Below are 18,500 nucleotides of genomic sequence, written 5' to 3' on the forward strand. Positions count from 1 at the left end.
GGGATCAGCCGGAAGAAGCTTTTTCCTGCAGGGCGCGGAGGTAGCACCAGGGCCGGATCAGGTCGCGGCCTTTCCCCAGCCGCTCCCGCAGGGCGGCGCGCATGACCTCCCGCTCATCCCAGGGATATTCCACGGTCCCGTAACACAGCGAGGGCTCGTGGCCTTTGCCGCAGGCGATCACCAGATCGCCCGGCCCCGCCAGGTCCACCGCGAAGCGGATGGCCTCGGCCCGGTCCGGGATGCGCCAGAAATCCACACCCTCCACGCGCCCTTCTGCCCGCACGCCCTCGGCGATGGCCTCCAGGATGGCCTCCAGATCCTCCGTCCGGGGATCCTCGGCGGTGATCACGATGCGGTCCGCCAGCCGTCCGGCCACGCGGCCCATCATCCCCCGCTTCTGCACGTCCCGCAGCCCGGCGCTGCCAAAGACCACGATCACCCGCCCCGAGGTCATGCGCCGGACGGTCTTCAGGGCCTGCTCCAGGGCATTCGGCGTGTGGGCGAAATCCACGATGGCGATGAAATCCTGCCCCTCGTCGATCCGTTCCATCCGGCCCGGGACGCCCGGGAGGCGCCGCACGCCCTCGGCGATGGCCTCCGGCGGCAACCCCAGGGCGACTCCAACCCCCACGGCGGCCAGGATGTTGGAGATGTTGTATTCCCCCACCAGGACGGTCTCGATGGGGATGGCGCCGACCGGCGTGCGGGCGATGAAGCGGGTGCGGCCCGGCTCGAAGCGGACCTCCTCGGCCGTCAGGTCGGCCGGCTTCTCCCGGGCGTAGCTCAGGTAGCGATCGGCCGGGATGCGCCGGAAGTAATCGTAAGAGGGATCCTCGGCGTTCAGGATCGAGGTTTTGGGGAGCCCTTTGCGGGCGGAAGCCCGGAGCATCTCGAACAGGCGGGCCTTGGCGGCCCGGTAGTTCTCCCATGTGCCGTGGAAGTTCAGGTGCTCGTGGGTGAGGTTGGTGAGGACGGCGATGTCGAAGTCGCAGGCGGTGACCCGGTGCTGGGCCAGGCCCTCGGAGGTGGTCTCCAGCACGGCGTGGGTGAGGCCCGCCTCGACCATCTCGCGGAGATAGCGCTGGACTTCCGGGGCCTCGGGCGTGGTGGTGTGGAGGCCGGTCTCATAGACCCGATCCCCGATCACGGCGTTCACGGTGCTGATCATCCCCGCCCGGACCCCGGCGGCGGTGAGGATGGAGTGGATGAGGTTCACGGTGGTGGTCTTGCCGTCGGTCCCCGTCACACCGATCAGGATCAACCGGCGGGAGGGGAAGTCGTGGAAGGCGGCGCAGAGCCAGGCCAGCGCCTCCCGTCCGCTGGGAACCTCCACGTAGGCCACGTCCTCCGGGAGAGGGAGCGTCTCCCGGGGCCGCTCCCCGACCACCGCCGCCGCCCCGCGGGCCAGGGCGTCGGGGATGAAGGCGTGCTTGTCGTGCTGCAGCCCGCGGTAGGCCACGAAAAGGGCTCCCGGCCGGACCTGCCGGGAGTCGGTCACCACGTCCTGAATCCACGGGTCGCCACCGGTGTGACGATACGGGAAAGGAAGGGCCTGAAGCAGCTGGGAGAGGGTCCGAGGGGCCATGGCGATCTCCCGGCCAGGATGTCAACCGCGCGCTTCATCCGGCAAGGGTGCGGAGGGCTCCCCAGGGGGCGCCCCTTCGAGCAGGGGGGCCAGGAGGGCGCGGCGCTCCGCTTCCCAGCGGGCGATCCAGGAGCGCTCCTCTTCGGTGAGGGCCGCCCGGAGGAGGAGATCCGGGCGACGTTCCCAGGTCCGCCGGAGGGACTGCATCCGGCGCCACCGGGCGATGGCCTGGTGATGGCCGGAGCGCAGGACTTCGGGGACCTCCCAGCCCCGATAGACGGCGGGGCGGGTGTAGTGGGGATGCTCCAGGAGGCTCCCCGCGAAGGAGTCGTGCCGCGGGGCCTCCGGATCGCCCAGCACGCCGGGCACCAGGCGCACCACAGCGTCGAGGATCACCAGGGCGGCGGGCTCGCCGCCGGTCAGGACGAAGTCGCCGATGGAGATCTCGTCGGTCGCCAGGTGCTCCCGCACCCGTTCGTCCACGCCCTCGTAATGACCGCAGATCAGCACCAGGCGGGGATGGCCGGCCAGCTCCCAGGCCACCTCCTGGGTGAAGCGCCGCCCGGCCGGGTCCAGGAGGATGATGGGGATCTGCATACGCTCGGCCTCCGGGACCTCCGCCAGGATATGCTCCACGGCGTCGAAGATCGGCTCCGGCCGCATGACCATCCCGCCGCCCCCGCCGTAAGGCGTGTCATCGGTCACCCGATGCCGTCCGATGCCGAAGGCGCGCAGGTTGTGGATCACGATCTGAACGTGTCCAGACTCCTGAGCGCGCTTCAGGATGCTGACCCGCAGGGGGCTCTCAAAGTATTCCGGGAACAACGTCACGACGTCAATCCGCACGCCCGTTCACCTTTCGATGGCGCAAGGGTTGCGGCGGAAGCAAGAGTTCGCGGCTAAAGTTGCTCCTACAAAAAGATGGTTTCTGCAGGAGGGGCTTTCGCCCCGAACTTTCCGCCTTTGATGGCACAAGGCCGCCCCGGCAGGATGAATGCCGAAATGAATTTCGGCTCATGCATTGGCTTCAGTCCCAAACCTCGGTCTTTGACGACGCAAGAGTTCGCGGCTAAAGCCGCTCCTACAAAAAGATGGTTTCTGCAGGAGGGGCTTTAGCCCCGAACTTTCCGCCTTTGATGGCACAAGGGTCTCAGCGAAGCCGCCCCGGCAGGATGGATGCCGAAACGAATTTCGGCTTACGCATTGGCTTCAGCGCGGCCCGAATTCAATTGTGAAGATCCATCTTTCAAGGCGCAAGAAGGATGTTTTTCGGTCGGCGCATGCCGACCGCCGGCCGAAGGCTCTGCGCCGATTGCAATCGGCCTCTTCAGGCGCTGCGCGCCAGGCGTCGGCCTTCGCCGACGCGAAGGATTTTCCCGGTCGGCGCAGGCCGACCGTCGGCCGTAGGCCTCCGGAAGCCGAATTCATTCGGCACGCAGGCCGACCGCCGGCCGAAGGCTCTGCGCCGATTGAAATCGGCCTCTCAAGGCGCTGCACGCCAGGCGTCGGCCTCCGCCGACGCAAAGAACGCTTTCCCGGTCGGCGCAGGCCGACCATCGGCCGTAGGCCTCCGGAGGCCGAATTCATTCGGCACGCATGCCGACCGTCGGCCGAAGGCTCTGCGCCGATTGAAATCGGCCTCTCAAGGCGCTGCGCGCCAGGCGTCGGCCTCCGCCGACGCAAAGGGTTTTCTCGGTCGGCGCAGGCCGACCGTCGGCCGTAGGCCTCCGGAAGCCGAATTCATTCGGCACGCAGGCCGACCGCCGGCCGAAGGCTCTGCGCCGATTGGAAATCGGCCCTCCCAGGCGCTGCGCGCCGGGCGTCGGCCTCCGCCGACGCAAGACCCCTTCCCGGTCGGCGCAGGCCGACCGTCGGCCGTAGGCCTCCGGAGGCCGAATTCATTCGGCACGCATGCCGACCGCCGGCCGTAGGCTCTGCGCCGATTGAAATCGGCCTCTCAAGGCGCTGCGCGCCAGGCGTCGGCCCCGCCGACGCGAAGGGTTTTCCCGGTCGGCGCAGGCCGACCGTCGGCCGTAGGCCTCCGGAGGCCGAATTCATTCGGCACGCAGGCCGACCGCCGGCCGAAGGCTCTGCGCCGATTGAAATCGGCCTCTTAAGGCGCTGACGCGCCGGGCGTCGGCCTCCGCCGACGCGAAGGATTTTCTCGGTCGGCGCAGGCCGACCGTCGGCCGAAGGCCCCTGGAGGCCGAATTCATTCGGCACGCATGCCGACCGCCGGCCGTAGGCTCTGCGCCGATTGAAATCGGCCTCTCAAGGCGCTGCGCGCCAGGCGTCGGCCTCCGCCGACGCAAAGAACGCTTTCCCGGTCGGCGCAGGCCGACCGCCGGCCGTAGGCCTCCGGAGGCCGAATTCATTCGGCGTGCAGGCCAACCATCGGCCGAAGGCTCTGCGCCGATTGAAATCGGCCTCTTCAGGCGCTGACGCGCCAGGCGTCGGCCTTCGCCGACGCGAAGGATTTTCCCGGTCGGCGCAGGCCGACCGTCGGCCGAAGGCCTCCGGAGGCCGAATTCATTCGACGGACATGTTGCCGCCTCCAGCGTTGCCTCGCCCCTCCTCGCGGGCCTCGGGGGCCTTGCGCTCCCCTCGCTCCTCGCGGCCGAAGCGCTGCAGGGTCTCCGCCATCTCCCGGAGCCGCTGATCCACGCGCGCGTTGATCGTCCCCTCCGGATACCGGCCGTCGGGCCCGCGCTCCCCCGCGGGGATGCCGGTGAGGATCTCGATGGCCTCGTCAACGGTGCGGGCGGCCCAGATGTGGAACTTCCCCTCCCGCACCGCCTCGACGACCTCCTCCCGGAGCATCAGGTTGCGGACGTTGGCCTCGGGGATGATCACGCCCTGCTCCCCTGTGAGCCCCTTGACCTTGCACGTGTAGTAAAAGCCCTCGATCTTCTCGTTCACCCCCCCGATGGCCTGCAGCTCCCCCTTCTGGTTGATGGAGCCGGTGATGGCGATGCCCTGGCGGATGGGGACGTCGGCGAGGGCCGACAGCAGGGCGCACAGCTCCGCGCAGGAGGCGCTGTCGCCCTCCACCCCGGAATAGGACTGCTCGAAGACCAGGCGGGCGGAGAGGGTCAGCGGCTTGTCCTGGGCGTATTTGGAGGCCAGGTAGCCGCTGAGGATGAGGACGCCCTTGGTGTGGATGGGGCCGCCCAGGCGGGCTTCCCGCTCGATGTCGATCACCCCCTCCCGTCCCAGGGCGACGGTGGCGGTGATGCGGTTCGGCCGGCCGAAGCGATAGTCCCCCAGGTCCAGCACCGAGAGGCCGTTGACCTGGCCCACCTTCGCGCCCTCCACATCGATGAGCAGGGTCCCCTCGGCGATCAGCTGGCGGATGCGCTCCTCGATGAGGTTGGAGCGATAGACCTTGGCCTCCAGGGCCTGGCGGACGTGCTCGGCGGTCACCAGGGGGGAGCCGGCCTTGCGGGCCCAGAAGCTGGCCTCCCGCACCAGGTCCGCCACCTCGGCGAAACGCGTGGAGAGGCGGGTCTGGTCCTCGGCCAGCCGCCCGCCGTATTCGATCACCCGGGCCACCGCCCCGGCGTCCAGATGGCACAGATCCTCCTTCCGGCAGAGGGTACCGATGAGGGCGATGTAATCCCGCATCCCGTTCTCGTCCCAGGGCATCTCGATGTCGAAGTCGGCCTTCACCTTGAAGAGCTCGCTGAACTCCTCATCGTAGAGATACAGCAGGTGGTAGAGGAGCGGGCTGCCGATGAGGATGACCTTCACGTGAAGGGGGATGGGCTCGGGGTCCAGGGTGCGGGTGGTGAGCAACCCCATGCGCTCTCCGGGCTCCTCGATCTCGACGGCCCGCTGCCGCAGGGCGCGCTTGAGGCCCTCCCAGACGAAGGGGTTGACCAGAACCCCCTCCACGGGCATCACCAGGTAGCCTCCGTTGGCCCGGTGCAGCGCCCCGGCGCGGATCAGGGTGAAGTCGGTGTGCAGCACCCCGAGCAGGCTCTCCTTCTCCAGGCGGCCGAAGACGTTGGGGAAGGTGGGGTTCCACTCGATGATCACCGGGGCTCCCTGCTGCTCGGCGTTGTCCACCAGCACGTTCACGGTGTATTTGCGCAGGGCCAGATCCCCGAAGGCCGGCAGGGGGAGGGGGAAGGGAAGCCCCGGGGCACCCTCCTCGCGGCTCCGGAACTGGTCCACGTTCTCGACGATGTCCTCCTGCACCGCCTTGAGGTAGGCGATCACCTCGGGGAGGTCCCGGTATTTCTCGAAGAGGTCGTCCATCAGCCCCTCGACCACGAAGAGGGCCACCTCCCGGTTCAGCCGGCGCAGCCGCTCCTGGGCGGCCCGCTCCAGCTGGCGGATCTCCTTGAGGGCCTGTTTGACCTCCTCTTCGAAGGCCTCCCGGCGGCGGCGGAGCAGCTCCTGCATGGCCGGAGGGAGAGCGGCGAACTGCTGGTCCGTGATGGGCCGTCCGCCCAGGAGGGGGATCACGGCGATGCCCATGGGGGTGACCTCCACCATCATCTCCTGAGCCATGGCCCGCTGGTTGAGGCGCCTGAGGATCTCCTCCCGCTGCTGGTTGATCTCCTTGAGGATGGCCTCGCGGCGGGCGTTGTATTCATCGCTTTCGAAGACGCGGGGGATCTCCCGGCGCACCCCCTCGATGAGCCGCTGCATGTCCCGTTGCAGCTCCCGGCCCCGGCCGGGCGGCAGGCGCAGGGCCCGCGGCCGGGAGGGGTCCTGGAAGTTGTAAACGTAGCACCAGTCGGGGGGCGTAGGCTGGTTTTTCGCCCGGGCCTCCAGGAACATCTGGACGCCGGTCATGCGGCCGACGCCGGGGGGACCGGCCACATAGATGTTGAAACCCTGGTCCGGGATGTCCAGCCCGAACTCCAGGGCGGCCACCGCCCGGGGCTGCCCGATCAGGCCGGCGAGGGGGGGATGCTCTTCGGTGGAGCGCAGCGGCAGGGTGTTCGGATCCACGGTGCGGCGCAGGGCCTCCGGCGGAAGGGAACGGGCCATCGGGCTTCCTCCTTCTCACACAGGATCAATGAACACGGATGCCGGGAACGAAGCGGTGTGCTCTCATGAAGCATAGTCCGTTTTGTCGTTTCGCTCGGAGCGGGGGGCCCTTGCCGGCGGGGAGGCGGCGGCCCACAAACCGGCGCCGAGGATCAGGGCCCCGCCGATCAGATGGGCGAGGCCGAGGGGCTCCCGGAGGAGGAAGTGTCCCAGCAGCGCCCCGTAGAGGGGCAGCGTGTTGTAGAACATCATCGCGCCGCCCGGGCCCAGCCGGCGCACCCCCGCGTTCCACGCCAGGAAGCCCAGGACGGTGGGGGCGATCCCGATGTAAAGGACAGCCAGGGCCACCTCCGGGCCTCCCCGCAGCGGCAGGAAGCGCTGTTCGATCAGCGCGGCGGGGATCAGCAGGGGGAGCGCCAGGGCCATGGAGAGGGCGGTGGTGGAGAGGGCGGAGCGGCGGGCCATGACCCGGCGCCCGAGGACCGAGTAAAGCCCCCACAGGGTCAGCGCGGCCAGCACCATCAGATCCCCGCGCCGGCCCTGCAGGGAGCGCCAGAACGTCGGGGAGCCGCCGGAGATCACGATCCCCACCCCGATCAGCCCCAGGAGGGCGGCGATCCCCTGCCGCGCGGAGAAGGGCTCCCGGATGAGGAGGGCCGTCAGGAGGCCGGTGATCAGCGGGCCCAGGCCGTTGATCAGCGTGGCGTTGACGGCGGTGGTCTCGCGCAGACCCCCATAGAGGGTGGGGGCGAAGAAGGCCACACCGGTCAAGGCCATGGCGAGCAGCAACGGGAGGTCCGGCCCGGGCCGGCGCTCCGTCGGCGGCCGGGCTCGCAGCAGGACCCCGAAGCAGAGGACCGCCAGGGCGAAGCGGAGGGCCGAAAGGGTGAAGGGTCCGATGCTGTCCCGCAGCCACCGCCCCAGGATCATGTTGGTGGCCCAGGTGAACGTGGCCAGGTTCACCAGCAACCCTCCCATCACCCAGGGAGGCAACGTCCACCGGATCCTCGCCGTCGCCTTCATCGGTCCTCTTCGTTCACGCTTCGGTTTCCCCCAGCTCCCGGAAGGATCGGTCCACGTAAGGCAGGGCGAAGCCGCCGGCGCCCAACCCGAACAGGACCCCGCTGATCCAGCGCATCCAGGAGTTGAAGGAGCCCAGGGCGTCGCCGACGTAGAACCATTCGGGCAGCCTCCCGCCCGTCAGGGCGACCAGCCAGGCGTTGTCATAGCGGAAGCCCCGCTCGCCGATCCCATACAGCAGGTCGTTGATCAGATGGGAGGTCCCATCCAGGGCGATGGGCAGGGTGAGGAGGAAGAGGGCCCACCACGGCAGCGGCCGCCAGCGGCGCCCGCTCAGGGCGAAGAGGAGGGCGGCCAGCCAGAAGCTGGTGTAGGTCGAGATCATGCGGTCCGACCAGGCGACCTTGTAACCGAAGACCGGGTCCCCGATGAAGGCGCGCAGCTGGAGGGGATCCTCATACGGCCAGACCTGTCGGATCTCCGAGAGGGAATACATCGGCTTGAGGCCGAAGAGGAAGAGGGAGCGCTGGGGGAGCTGATGGCAGAAGAGGCTGTAGAAGGCATACAGCCACCGCGCGGGGGTCTCCCAGCCCAGGCGCATCAGGATGGGGGCGAGCCAGGGGAGCCCCACGAAGAGGCCGTAGAGGAGGACGAAGGCCCAGATCCATTCCCGGGCCAGCCAGCGGCTCAGGCGACCGGTTCGATCCGACGCGGCCGCTATTCGCGGAGACGAGGCGGAGGAAGCCATCGACACCTCTCCCGGATCCATCCGGCGGAGCTGCCGGGTCTTCCCCATCCTACCGCGCGGCCCGGCGTCGTGCAACACGGGGCCTCCGGCAGGATTGCCGGAGGGCGCTCGTGGGCCTAAGATCGAAGCCCAAGAAATGATTCCACGGGAGGAGATGTCCATGCGCGCGCCGTTCTTCGGACCCACCTTTGAGGAGATGCGGGATCCCTCGCGCCAGCCTCCGGAGGTGCGGGCGCGGGCCCTGGCGGTGCGGGAGCGCGATCCCCTGGATCCTTATAACCTTTTCAACATCACCTGGCGGGATCCGGAGGGTCGGATCTATTACGAGGTTCTCCCCCGGGCGCTCACCGGGGTGGAGGCGCCCATCGTGGTGATCTACGCCAAGGATTTCCCCACCGGCTCGCACAAAGTCGGGGCGGCCTATTCCATCCTGATGGAGAAGGTGCTCCTGGAGGGCCTGCGGCCGGGGGAGCACGTGCTGGTGTGGCCGTCCACGGGGAATTATGGGATCGGCGGGGCCTGGGTGGGGGGACGGATGGGCTTTGAGGGGATCGTGATCCTGCCGGAGGGGATGAGCCGGGAGCGCTTCGAGCGGATCGAGGCCTATGGGGCGCGGGTGATCCGGACGCCGGGCTCGGAGAGCAACGTGAAGGAGATCTACGACAAGTGCAAGGAGCTGACGGCGGCCGACCCGCGGGTGCGGGTGCTCAACCAGTTCAGCGAGATGGGGAACTATCGGTTTCACTATTACGTCACTGGCAACACCATTGTGGACCTGGCGGCGGAGCTGCGGGAGCGGGGGATTGGGGAGGGGAAGGTGGCGGCCTTCGTTTCGGCGATGGGTTCGGCGGGGACCATCGGGGCGGGGGATCGGCTGAAGCAGGTCTGGCCGACCTGTCGGGTGGTGGGCGTGGAGCCCATCCAGTGCCCCACCCTGTATCTGAACGGATATGGGGTTCACGACATCCAGGGGATCGGGGACAAGCATGTGACGTGGATCCATCACGTGATGAACATGGATGCGTTGATGTGCGTGGATGATCTGTCGTGCAAGAAGGGGTTGCAGTTGCTGGCGGAGGAGGCGGGGTGGAAGGTGCTAATGCGCTGGGGGGTTTCGGAGGAGCAGGTGATGCGGCTGTCGCAGATGTTCGGCATCAGCGGGATCGCCAACGTGCTGGGGGCGATCAAAACGGCGAAGTTTTACCGGTTCGGGCCGAAGGACGTCATCGTGACGGTGGCCACGGACGGGGTGGATCGGTATCGGTCGGTGCTGGCGGAGCTCACGCGGCAGTGTGGGCCGATGGACGAGGTGGAGGCCACGGTGCGCCTGGTGCACATCTTCCATGGGCAGGGGCTGGACTGGATCCAGGAGGGGACGCAGGAGAACCGGCGGCGGTGGCACAACCTGAAGTATTTCACGTGGGTGGAGCAACAGGGCAAGACGGTGGAGGAGCTGGACGCGCAGCTGGATCCGGAGTGGTGGGAGCGGGAGCAGGCGCGGATCCCTGAGCTGGACCGGTTGTGGCGGGAGGCGCGAGGCTTTTAGCCCTCTGGCCGTGGCGTCTGGCCTCGACCTTGCGTTCAGTGGGCGCAGAAACCTTCCGCGGACCTCCATGGAAAATCCGGCCACCGGGGGTCCGCGGAAGGTTTATAAAATGATCCCTTCGAACCCCTCTCTTCTCCCCCCATCCCCAACCATCCGCTTCCCTTTCGATCCGAAAAGATCCCTCCATAGGGATCTGATCCCATGTTTCGGAAAAGGCTTCCGCGGACCCCCGTCGTCCCCACATCCGTGGAGAAGCCCGCACCCCTTGACAAACCGCACGATCGATGCTATATTTAGGGCGAACTGGATTTCCGAAGGGGGTTCTCTCTCCCTTCCCCCACTCACCCCCTGAAATCGCAGGTCCTCAATCGAACCAGCGTGGGATTGAAACCGCAGCCTCTGTCGCCTGCGCGGCGGCCTCCTGCACCTTCCTCAATCGAACCAGCGTGGGATTGAAACACAGCGCGGGGATGGCGATGGATTCGTCGAGCAGCGATCCTCAATCGAACCAGCGTGGGATTGAAACCGAGATCATACGCCGGATGGCCCGGGCGCGGCGTCTGGGTCCTCAATCGAACCAGCGTGGGATTGAAACCCCTGGGCCGGGCGGCGCTGATTGTGATCTACCTCGCTCCTCAATCGAACCAGCGTGGGATTGAAACTCTGTCCCATCTCCCCCGCCCGCCGCGCCGCCGGCCCTCCTCAATCGAACCAGCGTGGGATTGAAACGTGGATGGAGGCGCTCTTGCAAAGGACAATCACCGACGATCCTCAATCGAACCAGCGTGGGATTGAAACCATAATCTGCATCGCGGCACCTCCCTCACGATAGGGTCCTCAATCGAACCAGCGTGGGATTGAAACGAGCCAGAGTCCGTTCACCGGTTCCGCCTGGACGCCGTCCTCAATCGAACCAGCGTGGGATTGAAACGGTAGGTGATCTCAACCCGCCCTGGACGGACGACGAGTCCTCAATCGAACCAGCGTGGGATTGAAACCGCGGATTACCCCACCGCCTGCTCTTCCCGCTCGCGCTCCTCAATCGAACCAGCGTGGGATTGAAACATTGCCCACACGCGTGGTGCCGATGAATTGCCACATCCTCAATCGAACCAGCGTGGGATTGAAACGGGGGCTTGTTTCGTTTGCGGTGGGCGTGATATAATCTCCTCAATCGAACCAGCGTGGGATTGAAACAATCGATAATGACGAGCGACACGTCGTTCTCCGCGACTCCTCAATCGAACCAGCGTGGGATTGAAACACGACGCCACTGCGGCCTTCGAGGCTGCAGTGGAGGTCCTCAATCGAACCAGCGTGGGATTGAAACGACTTATTCAGCACTCTGCTTCTCAACGAAGGAATTCTCCTCAATCGAACCAGCGTGGGATTGAAACGTCGTGTCGTTGACCGCGATGTCGTCAAACCATGCGCTCCTCAATCGAACCAGCGTGGGATTGAAACTACGGTTCAGGGGAGAGCAGATGGCGCATTGCGGATTCCTCAATCGAACCAGCGTGGGATTGAAACGCTCTTCCCGCTCGCGCACGTGGCGATAGATGAGCGTCCTCAATCGAACCAGCGTGGGATTGAAACGAAAGAGCGGGAGCTCAAGGAGAGAGAAGTCAAAGCGGTCCTCAATCGAACCAGCGTGGGATTGAAACCGCTGTCGGATGAGGTGAACGAGATCGTGGACAGCGCTCCTCAATCGAACCAGCGTGGGATTGAAACGGCAAAACAACTGGTTTGGCATTCGGGACGTGGTGAATCCTCAATCGAACCAGCGTGGGATTGAAACGCGTTCACTGATGCGCAGAGTCTGCTCGGTCTGGACACTCCTCAATCGAACCAGCGTGGGATTGAAACTGACCCTGGTCGTGGAGTGGGAGGCTGATACCAACGTCCTCAATCGAACCAGCGTGGGATTGAAACGGATTGTGGGCTGGTGCCGGGAGCGCGGGGTGCCGGTTCCTCAATCGAACCAGCGTGGGATTGAAACAGCGAATCACGGCCTGGGAGAGCCGCTGGACATCCGGTCCTCAATCGAACCAGCGTGGGATTGAAACCACGAACAAGATAGATGCCGCCCGCCCAGAACAGGATCCTCAATCGAACCAGCGTGGGATTGAAACCTTCGAAGGATAGGATCCCCAGTCGATACATTCGGCGCCTCAATCGAACCAGCGTGGGATTGAAACCTCCCAGGCCCTAAAGAGCCTTTGCCACCAAGGAATTCCTCAATCGAACCAGCGTGGGATTGAAACTTCATCGCCGACGAGAAGAGATCCCTGGCCGGAATGCTCCTCAATCGAACCAGCGTGGGATTGAAACGCCATTTCGCGCCTCCTTAGGTAGGTTTCCCGCCAGTCCTCAATCGAACCAGCGTGGGATTGAAACTTCCGGTCGTGTAGAGCTCGATGTGCCCCGCCGGGACTCTCCTCAATCGAACCAGCGTGGGATTGAAACGGCGCTCCTGTCTGTGGTTCTCAACCTTCTAAACCAGTCCTCAATCGAACCAGCGTGGGATTGAAACTGGTCCAGTTTCCCCAACCGTATGTCCTGGCGTCAAATCCTCAATCGAACCAGCGTGGGATTGAAACGGCTTTCTTCTCACTGATCTGCTGCAGCGCGCCAGGAATCCTCAATCGAACCAGCGTGGGATTGAAACCGACTTCCCAGCCCTCCCCTACGACGTATTCCAGCGCGTCCTCAATCGAACCAGCGTGGGATTGAAACCTGGCTGATGGACTGGGCCAGGCGGTTTGGCATCCCGTCCTCAATCGAACCAGCGTGGGATTGAAACTGCACAGCAGCTGCTTTGCCAACCGGACCGCCTCCCGTCCTCAATCGAACCAGCGTGGGATTGAAACGTCCGAGTCCAATTCCTCCATCCTGGCTGTGGGAGGCTCCTCAATCGAACCAGCGTGGGATTGAAACTTAGGCCCCTACTTACTACGCCCTTATTATAGCGCCCTCCTCAATCGAACCAGCGTGGGATTGAAACCGATCACGGGCTTGTGCTGGGCAATGTAGGGCGCCACCTCAATCGAACCAGCGTGGGATTGAAACCTCCCAGATGGTGATGGACAAGCTGTATGAGCTGGCTCCTCAATCGAACCAGCGTGGGATTGAAACGGGCCATCTCATCCTTGGGCGAGAGGACGAGGAAGCGTCCTCAATCGAACCAGCGTGGGATTGAAACCCCTTCTCGGGCTGGCGGGAAAAACTTGCTCGGGAATCCTCAATCGAACCAGCGTGGGATTGAAACAACGGTCGTTAGTTAGGTTTTTGGCCCAGGCCAAACGTTCCTCAATCGAACCAGCGTGGGATTGAAACTGTCGTGCACTACCGTTTCCCGGCCAGCCCCTGGTGGTCCTCAATCGAACCAGCGTGGGATTGAAACTCGGACTTGGAAATTGGCCACTTGTTCCTCCGCAGCTCCTCAATCGAACCAGCGTGGGATTGAAACTGCTTTCTTGAGCAGCCCCCGAGCCAGCCGGATGGCCTCCTCAATCGAACCAGCGTGGGATTGAAACGGTGTGGGCGGCTGGCCTGGCAGATTGGGCCAATCCTCCTCAATCGAACCAGCGTGGGATTGAAACTATGACGCAACACGTCATATGGCTAAATCTCGAACATCCTCAATCGAACCAGCGTGGGATTGAAACTGCATCTCGCAGCGAACAGAATAGCACGTGAACCACCTCCTCAATCGAACCAGCGTGGGATTGAAACTCCCGGCAGCAGCATAAGGCTTCCCGGCCAGATGGAGTCCTCAATCGAACCAGCGTGGGATTGAAACGCGCGATCGCGTGGAGGACATCGGAGACTACATGCAGTCCTCAATCGAACCAGCGTGGGATTGAAACCAACCTCAACGAGTCGATACCCGTGGGGGACCTCAACAATCCTCAATCGAACCAGCGTGGGATTGAAACTCCACAAACCAACGAAGCGCACACCAACCAGGTGCAATCCTCAATCGAACCAGCGTGGGATTGAAACGCAGCTGCTCACGCAGCTGCTGCCGCTGGCTGTTCAATCCTCAATCGAACCAGCGTGGGATTGAAACATTGCGGAGCCGCTGCTGGCCGCCCGCCAGTGTGATAATCCTCAATCGAACCAGCGTGGGATTGAAACATAAACCGGGGAATCGGGGGGCTCCTCGCCTAAGCTGTCCTCAATCGAACCAGCGTGGGATTGAAACTTGGGCTTGGAAGCTTGCGTAGGAGGTGAGTCGTGATCCTCAATCGAACCAGCGTGGGATTGAAACGAAAACGCCAACCACCCAATCGCAGTCGCCTTCCGCGATCCTCAATCGAACCAGCGTGGGATTGAAACTGGGGGAATGGCGGGCAAACCGGGGATCGAAGCGGATCCTCAATCGAACCAGCGTGGGATTGAAACGGTGGTGGACAACCTCAAATACATCGCGGACAAGGTTCCTCAATCGAACCAGCGTGGGATTGAAACCGTTCCTCCGGAAGGTGGAATGTTACTTGAAGCGACTCCTCAATCGAACCAGCGTGGGATTGAAACAGGGTTTGTGTGGGTTGAGAGGGTTTGGAATCGGCGCTCCTCAATCGAACCAGCGTGGGATTGAAACTCTCGCTGGCGATTGACCTGGGCTGGCGGGATGGGCTCCTCAATCGAACCAGCGTGGGATTGAAACTTGAGGGGCCGGCGGGGTGATCCCCTGCCTGTCCTCTCCTCAATCGAACCAGCGTGGGATTGAAACGCGTCGGGGTGGACTGAGGGCTGATTGGTTGTCCGTTCCTCAATCGAACCAGCGTGGGATTGAAACGTAGGGCTGTGACGCATGGCGGCGCTTCGGTGGGCGGTCCTCAATCGAACCAGCGTGGGATTGAAACCTCTTTGTCATGAGCGAGGCGGATCACTTCTTCATCTTCCTCAATCGAACCAGCGTGGGATTGAAACGTGGGACTGGTGGCGCTGTTCCTGCTCACGCGAAAGCTCCTCAATCGAACCAGCGTGGGATTGAAACCTTCGGGGATGACGGAGAGGATCGTGGAACCTGACATCCTCAATCGAACCAGCGTGGGATTGAAACTTGTTTTGGGGGAAGGCATGAAGCGGATCCGGTTCATTCCTCAATCGAACCAGCGTGGGATTGAAACCCCAGTAGGGAACATCCGCAAACTCCACGGAGCCCTTTCCTCAATCGAACCAGCGTGGGATTGAAACCCCGCTTTCCGGGGCCACCGCGGAGCACATCCCCAGTCCTCAATCGAACCAGCGTGGGATTGAAACCTACCCGTCGCTCTTCCTCGCCCCGCAGGCCCCGGGAGCCTCAATCGAACCAGCGTGGGATTGAAACACGGAGGGTTAAAAAATGGCGCGGGAAACGAAAGTCGTCCTCAATCGAACCAGCGTGGGATTGAAACCGAGGTGCTGCGGTGGTGGAAGGCGCAGCACGGGATCGTCCTCAATCGAACCAGCGTGGGATTGAAACTCTTGAGATCCGGGGTTTCGGATTACACGCTGTTGATTCCTCAATCGAACCAGCGTGGGATTGAAACCTCCGCATCCTCTGGGGACGCGGCAAACTTGCGGATCGTCCTCAATCGAACCAGCGTGGGATTGAAACGGATGTGGCGGATGGCCTGGCCTTCGTGGCGCTGGATGTCCTCAATCGAACCAGCGTGGGATTGAAACAGTATGTGCGCTACGAGGGCGGCGTGCTGGACTTTCTCCTCAATCGAACCAGCGTGGGATTGAAACCCTGGAACCAGGGCTCATCCCGGTAGCTCATACGCCGTCCTCAATCGAACCAGCGTGGGATTGAAACACCAGGTGGACCATGGGCGCAGAGGACACAATGGGGTCCTCAATCGAACCAGCGTGGGATTGAAACTCAGATCTGCAGCTGCGGCAGCCCGCACCTGATTCATCCTCAATCGAACCAGCGTGGGATTGAAACCAGCTTGGCCGGGAGCGCCGATGGGATCACGCTGGGCTCCTCAATCGAACCAGCGTGGGATTGAAACGCTGGAGGCCCAGCTGGAGCAGATCGGAAACGGACGGTCCTCAATCGAACCAGCGTGGGATTGAAACAGCGCCGCATGCGTTCCGGAGAGGGACTCGATCAAAGTCCTCAATCGAACCAGCGTGGGATTGAAACGAACGTGATTCTCCTCCAGCCACTGCTGCCGACGGCTCCTCAATCGAACCAGCGTGGGATTGAAACACTACATCCGCAAATTCTCAGATGCCCTGGGTCGCTGTCCTCAATCGAACCAGCGTGGGATTGAAACCGATGTGCGACTGGCTGGGATAGGTCCAGCCATTTACAATCCTCAATCGAACCAGCGTGGGATTGAAACGGAGTCGGGCGAGCCAGGGGAACTCTATTGTGCCCTTTCCTCAATCGAACCAGCGTGGGATTGAAACGTTGGCCAGGCGGGAAGGGAGGGGATTCGTGGAAATCTCCTCAATCGAACCAGCGTGGGATTGAAACCGGCAAAGGCGGATCCTGTCCACCGTCCGGTCCACACTCCTCAATCGAACCAGCGTGGGATTGAAACCCGTTTGGCGTCAACACCGATCCGCTCGAGGAGATCGCTCCTCAATCGAACCAGCGTGGGATTGAAACAGCATCTTCGCGACATTTATGATGCCTTTGTGGAAGATCCTCAATCGAACCAGCGTGGGATTGAAACACGACATCTGGGAGACGCATCGCCCGCGCTCGTAGCGGTCCTCAATCGAACCAGCGTGGGATTGAAACAGGCGCAGCGGGCGTTTCGCCTGGCCACCCGGGAGCGTCCTCAATCGAACCAGCGTGGGATTGAAACCTGCTCCGGGCGAGTGGGGCTGTGGAAGAAGTCGTGGTCCTCAATCGAACCAGCGTGGGATTGAAACGAGGGACTTCGATATCGTCGTCTTCCGGATCGTTGAGTCCTCAATCGAACCAGCGTGGGATTGAAACGGCCAAACGGGGCCAGGCGAACGGATTTAGGCCCAATCCTCAATCGAACCAGCGTGGGATTGAAACCCACATACCCTCGTGTGGTGGCCATTATGAATTTCGATCCTCAATCGAACCAGCGTGGGATTGAAACTTAGACCATCCCGCGAGAAGCGGATGACCCACTCGTGGTCCTCAATCGAACCAGCGTGGGATTGAAACGACGGCTATCGACTCGTTGAGGTCGAAGCCTCGTGTGTCCTCAATCGAACCAGCGTGGGATTGAAACCTCAAGGAGAGCACCGGGGCAGTGGGCATGAGGGTGGTCCTCAATCGAACCAGCGTGGGATTGAAACCGGGCCGGGCGGGGCCGTCTCGCATCTCGAATACGTCCTCAATCGAACCAGCGTGGGATTGAAACGGGTGCGACAATCTACCTCCCGGTTGCCGGTGCGTCTTTCCTCAATCGAACCAGCGTGGGATTGAAACGGGGGACGCCGACGAGGACCTGGCGGGACAGCAGAATCCTCAATCGAACCAGCGTGGGATTGAAACGCAGGATCAGGATCAGCACAATCACGGAGATCTGGAAGTCCTCAATCGAACCAGCGTGGGATTGAAACGGCCATATCAAAGCACCTCGATCACGGGCTTGTGCTGGTCCTCAATCGAACCAGCGTGGGATTGAAACGGCACATCGTGGAACTGTTTGTCGACGGCGCGAACGGTCCTCAATCGAACCAGCGTGGGATTGAAACCCCATCCCAGCTCATCCACCGAAGGTTTGCTTAAGGGTCCTCAATCGAACCAGCGTGGGATTGAAACGTTGGCGGAAAAGTATCGCTACCGGATCATCTCGAACTCCTCAATCGAACCAGCGTGGGATTGAAACTACAGCGGCGCTTAGGTAACGGTCATGGGGGCACTTGTCCTCAATCGAACCAGCGTGGGATTGAAACCGGAACCCGCTCCCTGGAATGAGAGCGAAACCACCCTCCTCAATCGAACCAGCGTGGGATTGAAACCTGGTAAATCCAAAGCGGAAGCCCCACCAACTGCTCCATCCTCAATCGAACCAGCGTGGGATTGAAACGGGGGGCTGTCTGGGTCGGCTATGCGGTCTGGCTGATCTCCTCAATCGAACCAGCGTGGGATTGAAACAAAGCGCCCGAAGGACCGCCGAAGACCAGTTGTAAAGTCCTCAATCGAACCAGCGTGGGATTGAAACTAGGAACACGCGTCGTAGTGAAGACCATCGTGGGAAATCCTCAATCGAACCAGCGTGGGATTGAAACTTGGGACGGGGACCTATTCGGTTAGCGTTCCATACCGTCCTCAATCGAACCAGCGTGGGATTGAAACCACCGACGTCGGCGTCGGGGATGGTTCTGCACAAACAATCCTCAATCGAACCAGCGTGGGATTGAAACAGTTAAACGAAGGGAAAATCGTAATCGCTGCGGAGGGTCCTCAATCGAACCAGCGTGGGATTGAAACCTCCGTCCTCCCATAAGCAGGAGGGGGAATCCTGGGCAGTCCTCAATCGAACCAGCGTGGGATTGAAACTAAGGGAGGTGGTCGATGAAGGTAATCGGGCTCTTGATCCTCAATCGAACCAGCGTGGGATTGAAACGATGTTACCCCGCTTCATCCTTTGGCCCCTGGTCCGTCC

General features: G+C 62.8%; 6 protein-coding genes and 1 CRISPR repeat array (1 of these 7 running past the window's edge). Of the genes, 1 reads left to right on the forward strand and 5 read right to left on the reverse strand.

The features are described from left to right. Positions 1–4: 4 nt before the first annotated feature. The 5 genes from KNN16_RS09885 to KNN16_RS09905 all read right to left on the reverse strand — a co-directional run bounded on the left by KNN16_RS09885 (position 5) and on the right by KNN16_RS09905 (position 8,354). Positions 5–1,585, reverse strand: coding sequence for a UDP-N-acetylmuramoyl-L-alanyl-D-glutamate--2,6-diaminopimelate ligase (locus tag KNN16_RS09885; protein ID WP_303896673.1), 1,581 nt, complete (start codon positions 1,583–1,585; stop codon positions 5–7). Between the two features lie 21 nt (positions 1,586–1,606). Beyond that, complete coding sequence (gene trmD, locus KNN16_RS09890; RefSeq protein ID WP_299284202.1) at positions 1,607–2,431, reverse strand: tRNA (guanosine(37)-N1)-methyltransferase TrmD; 825 nt, start codon at positions 2,429–2,431, stop codon at positions 1,607–1,609. 1,683 nt (positions 2,432–4,114) lie between these two features. Further along, positions 4,115–6,586 carry a Lon protease family protein gene (locus tag KNN16_RS09895; RefSeq protein WP_303896675.1) on the reverse strand — a complete coding sequence of 824 codons (2,472 nt, stop codon included), beginning with the start codon at positions 6,584–6,586 and terminating at the stop codon, positions 4,115–4,117. 63 nt (positions 6,587–6,649) lie between these two features. Next, complete coding sequence (locus KNN16_RS09900) at positions 6,650–7,609, reverse strand: DMT family transporter (protein ID WP_303896676.1); 960 nt, start codon at positions 7,607–7,609, stop codon at positions 6,650–6,652. Between the two features lie 13 nt (positions 7,610–7,622). Further along, positions 7,623–8,354, reverse strand: a complete 732-nt coding sequence (locus KNN16_RS09905; RefSeq protein ID WP_303896677.1) for a DUF2085 domain-containing protein — start codon at positions 8,352–8,354, stop codon at positions 7,623–7,625. A 160-nt stretch (positions 8,355–8,514) separates the two neighbouring features. Here KNN16_RS09905 and KNN16_RS09910 point away from each other — a divergent pair, with 160 nt between their 5' ends. Then, complete coding sequence (locus tag KNN16_RS09910; protein WP_303896678.1) at positions 8,515–9,900, forward strand: PLP-dependent cysteine synthase family protein; 1,386 nt, start codon at positions 8,515–8,517, stop codon at positions 9,898–9,900. A gap of 361 nt (positions 9,901–10,261) precedes the next feature. Further along, a CRISPR array of direct repeats spans positions 10,262–18,500; the repeat unit is 30 nt; unit sequence TCCTCAATCGAACCAGCGTGGGATTGAAAC (it continues 9,857 nt past the right edge of the window).

Source organism: Thermoflexus hugenholtzii, from assembly GCF_018771565.1.
Classification (GTDB): domain Bacteria; phylum Chloroflexota; class Anaerolineae; order Thermoflexales; family Thermoflexaceae; genus Thermoflexus; species Thermoflexus hugenholtzii_A.

Coding starts and splice junctions, on each gene's coding strand:
- KNN16_RS09885 (WP_303896673.1), bottom strand. CDS start 1,585: ATGGCCCCTCGGACCCTCTCCCAGCTGCTTCAGGCCCTTCCTTTCCCG.
- KNN16_RS09895 (WP_303896675.1), bottom strand. CDS start 6,586: ATGGCCCGTTCCCTTCCGCCGGAGGCCCTGCGCCGCACCGTGGATCCG.
- KNN16_RS09900 (WP_303896676.1), bottom strand. CDS start 7,609: ATGAAGGCGACGGCGAGGATCCGGTGGACGTTGCCTCCCTGGGTGATG.
- KNN16_RS09905 (WP_303896677.1), bottom strand. CDS start 8,354: ATGGCTTCCTCCGCCTCGTCTCCGCGAATAGCGGCCGCGTCGGATCGA.
- KNN16_RS09910 (WP_303896678.1), top strand. CDS start 8,515: ATGCGCGCGCCGTTCTTCGGACCCACCTTTGAGGAGATGCGGGATCCC.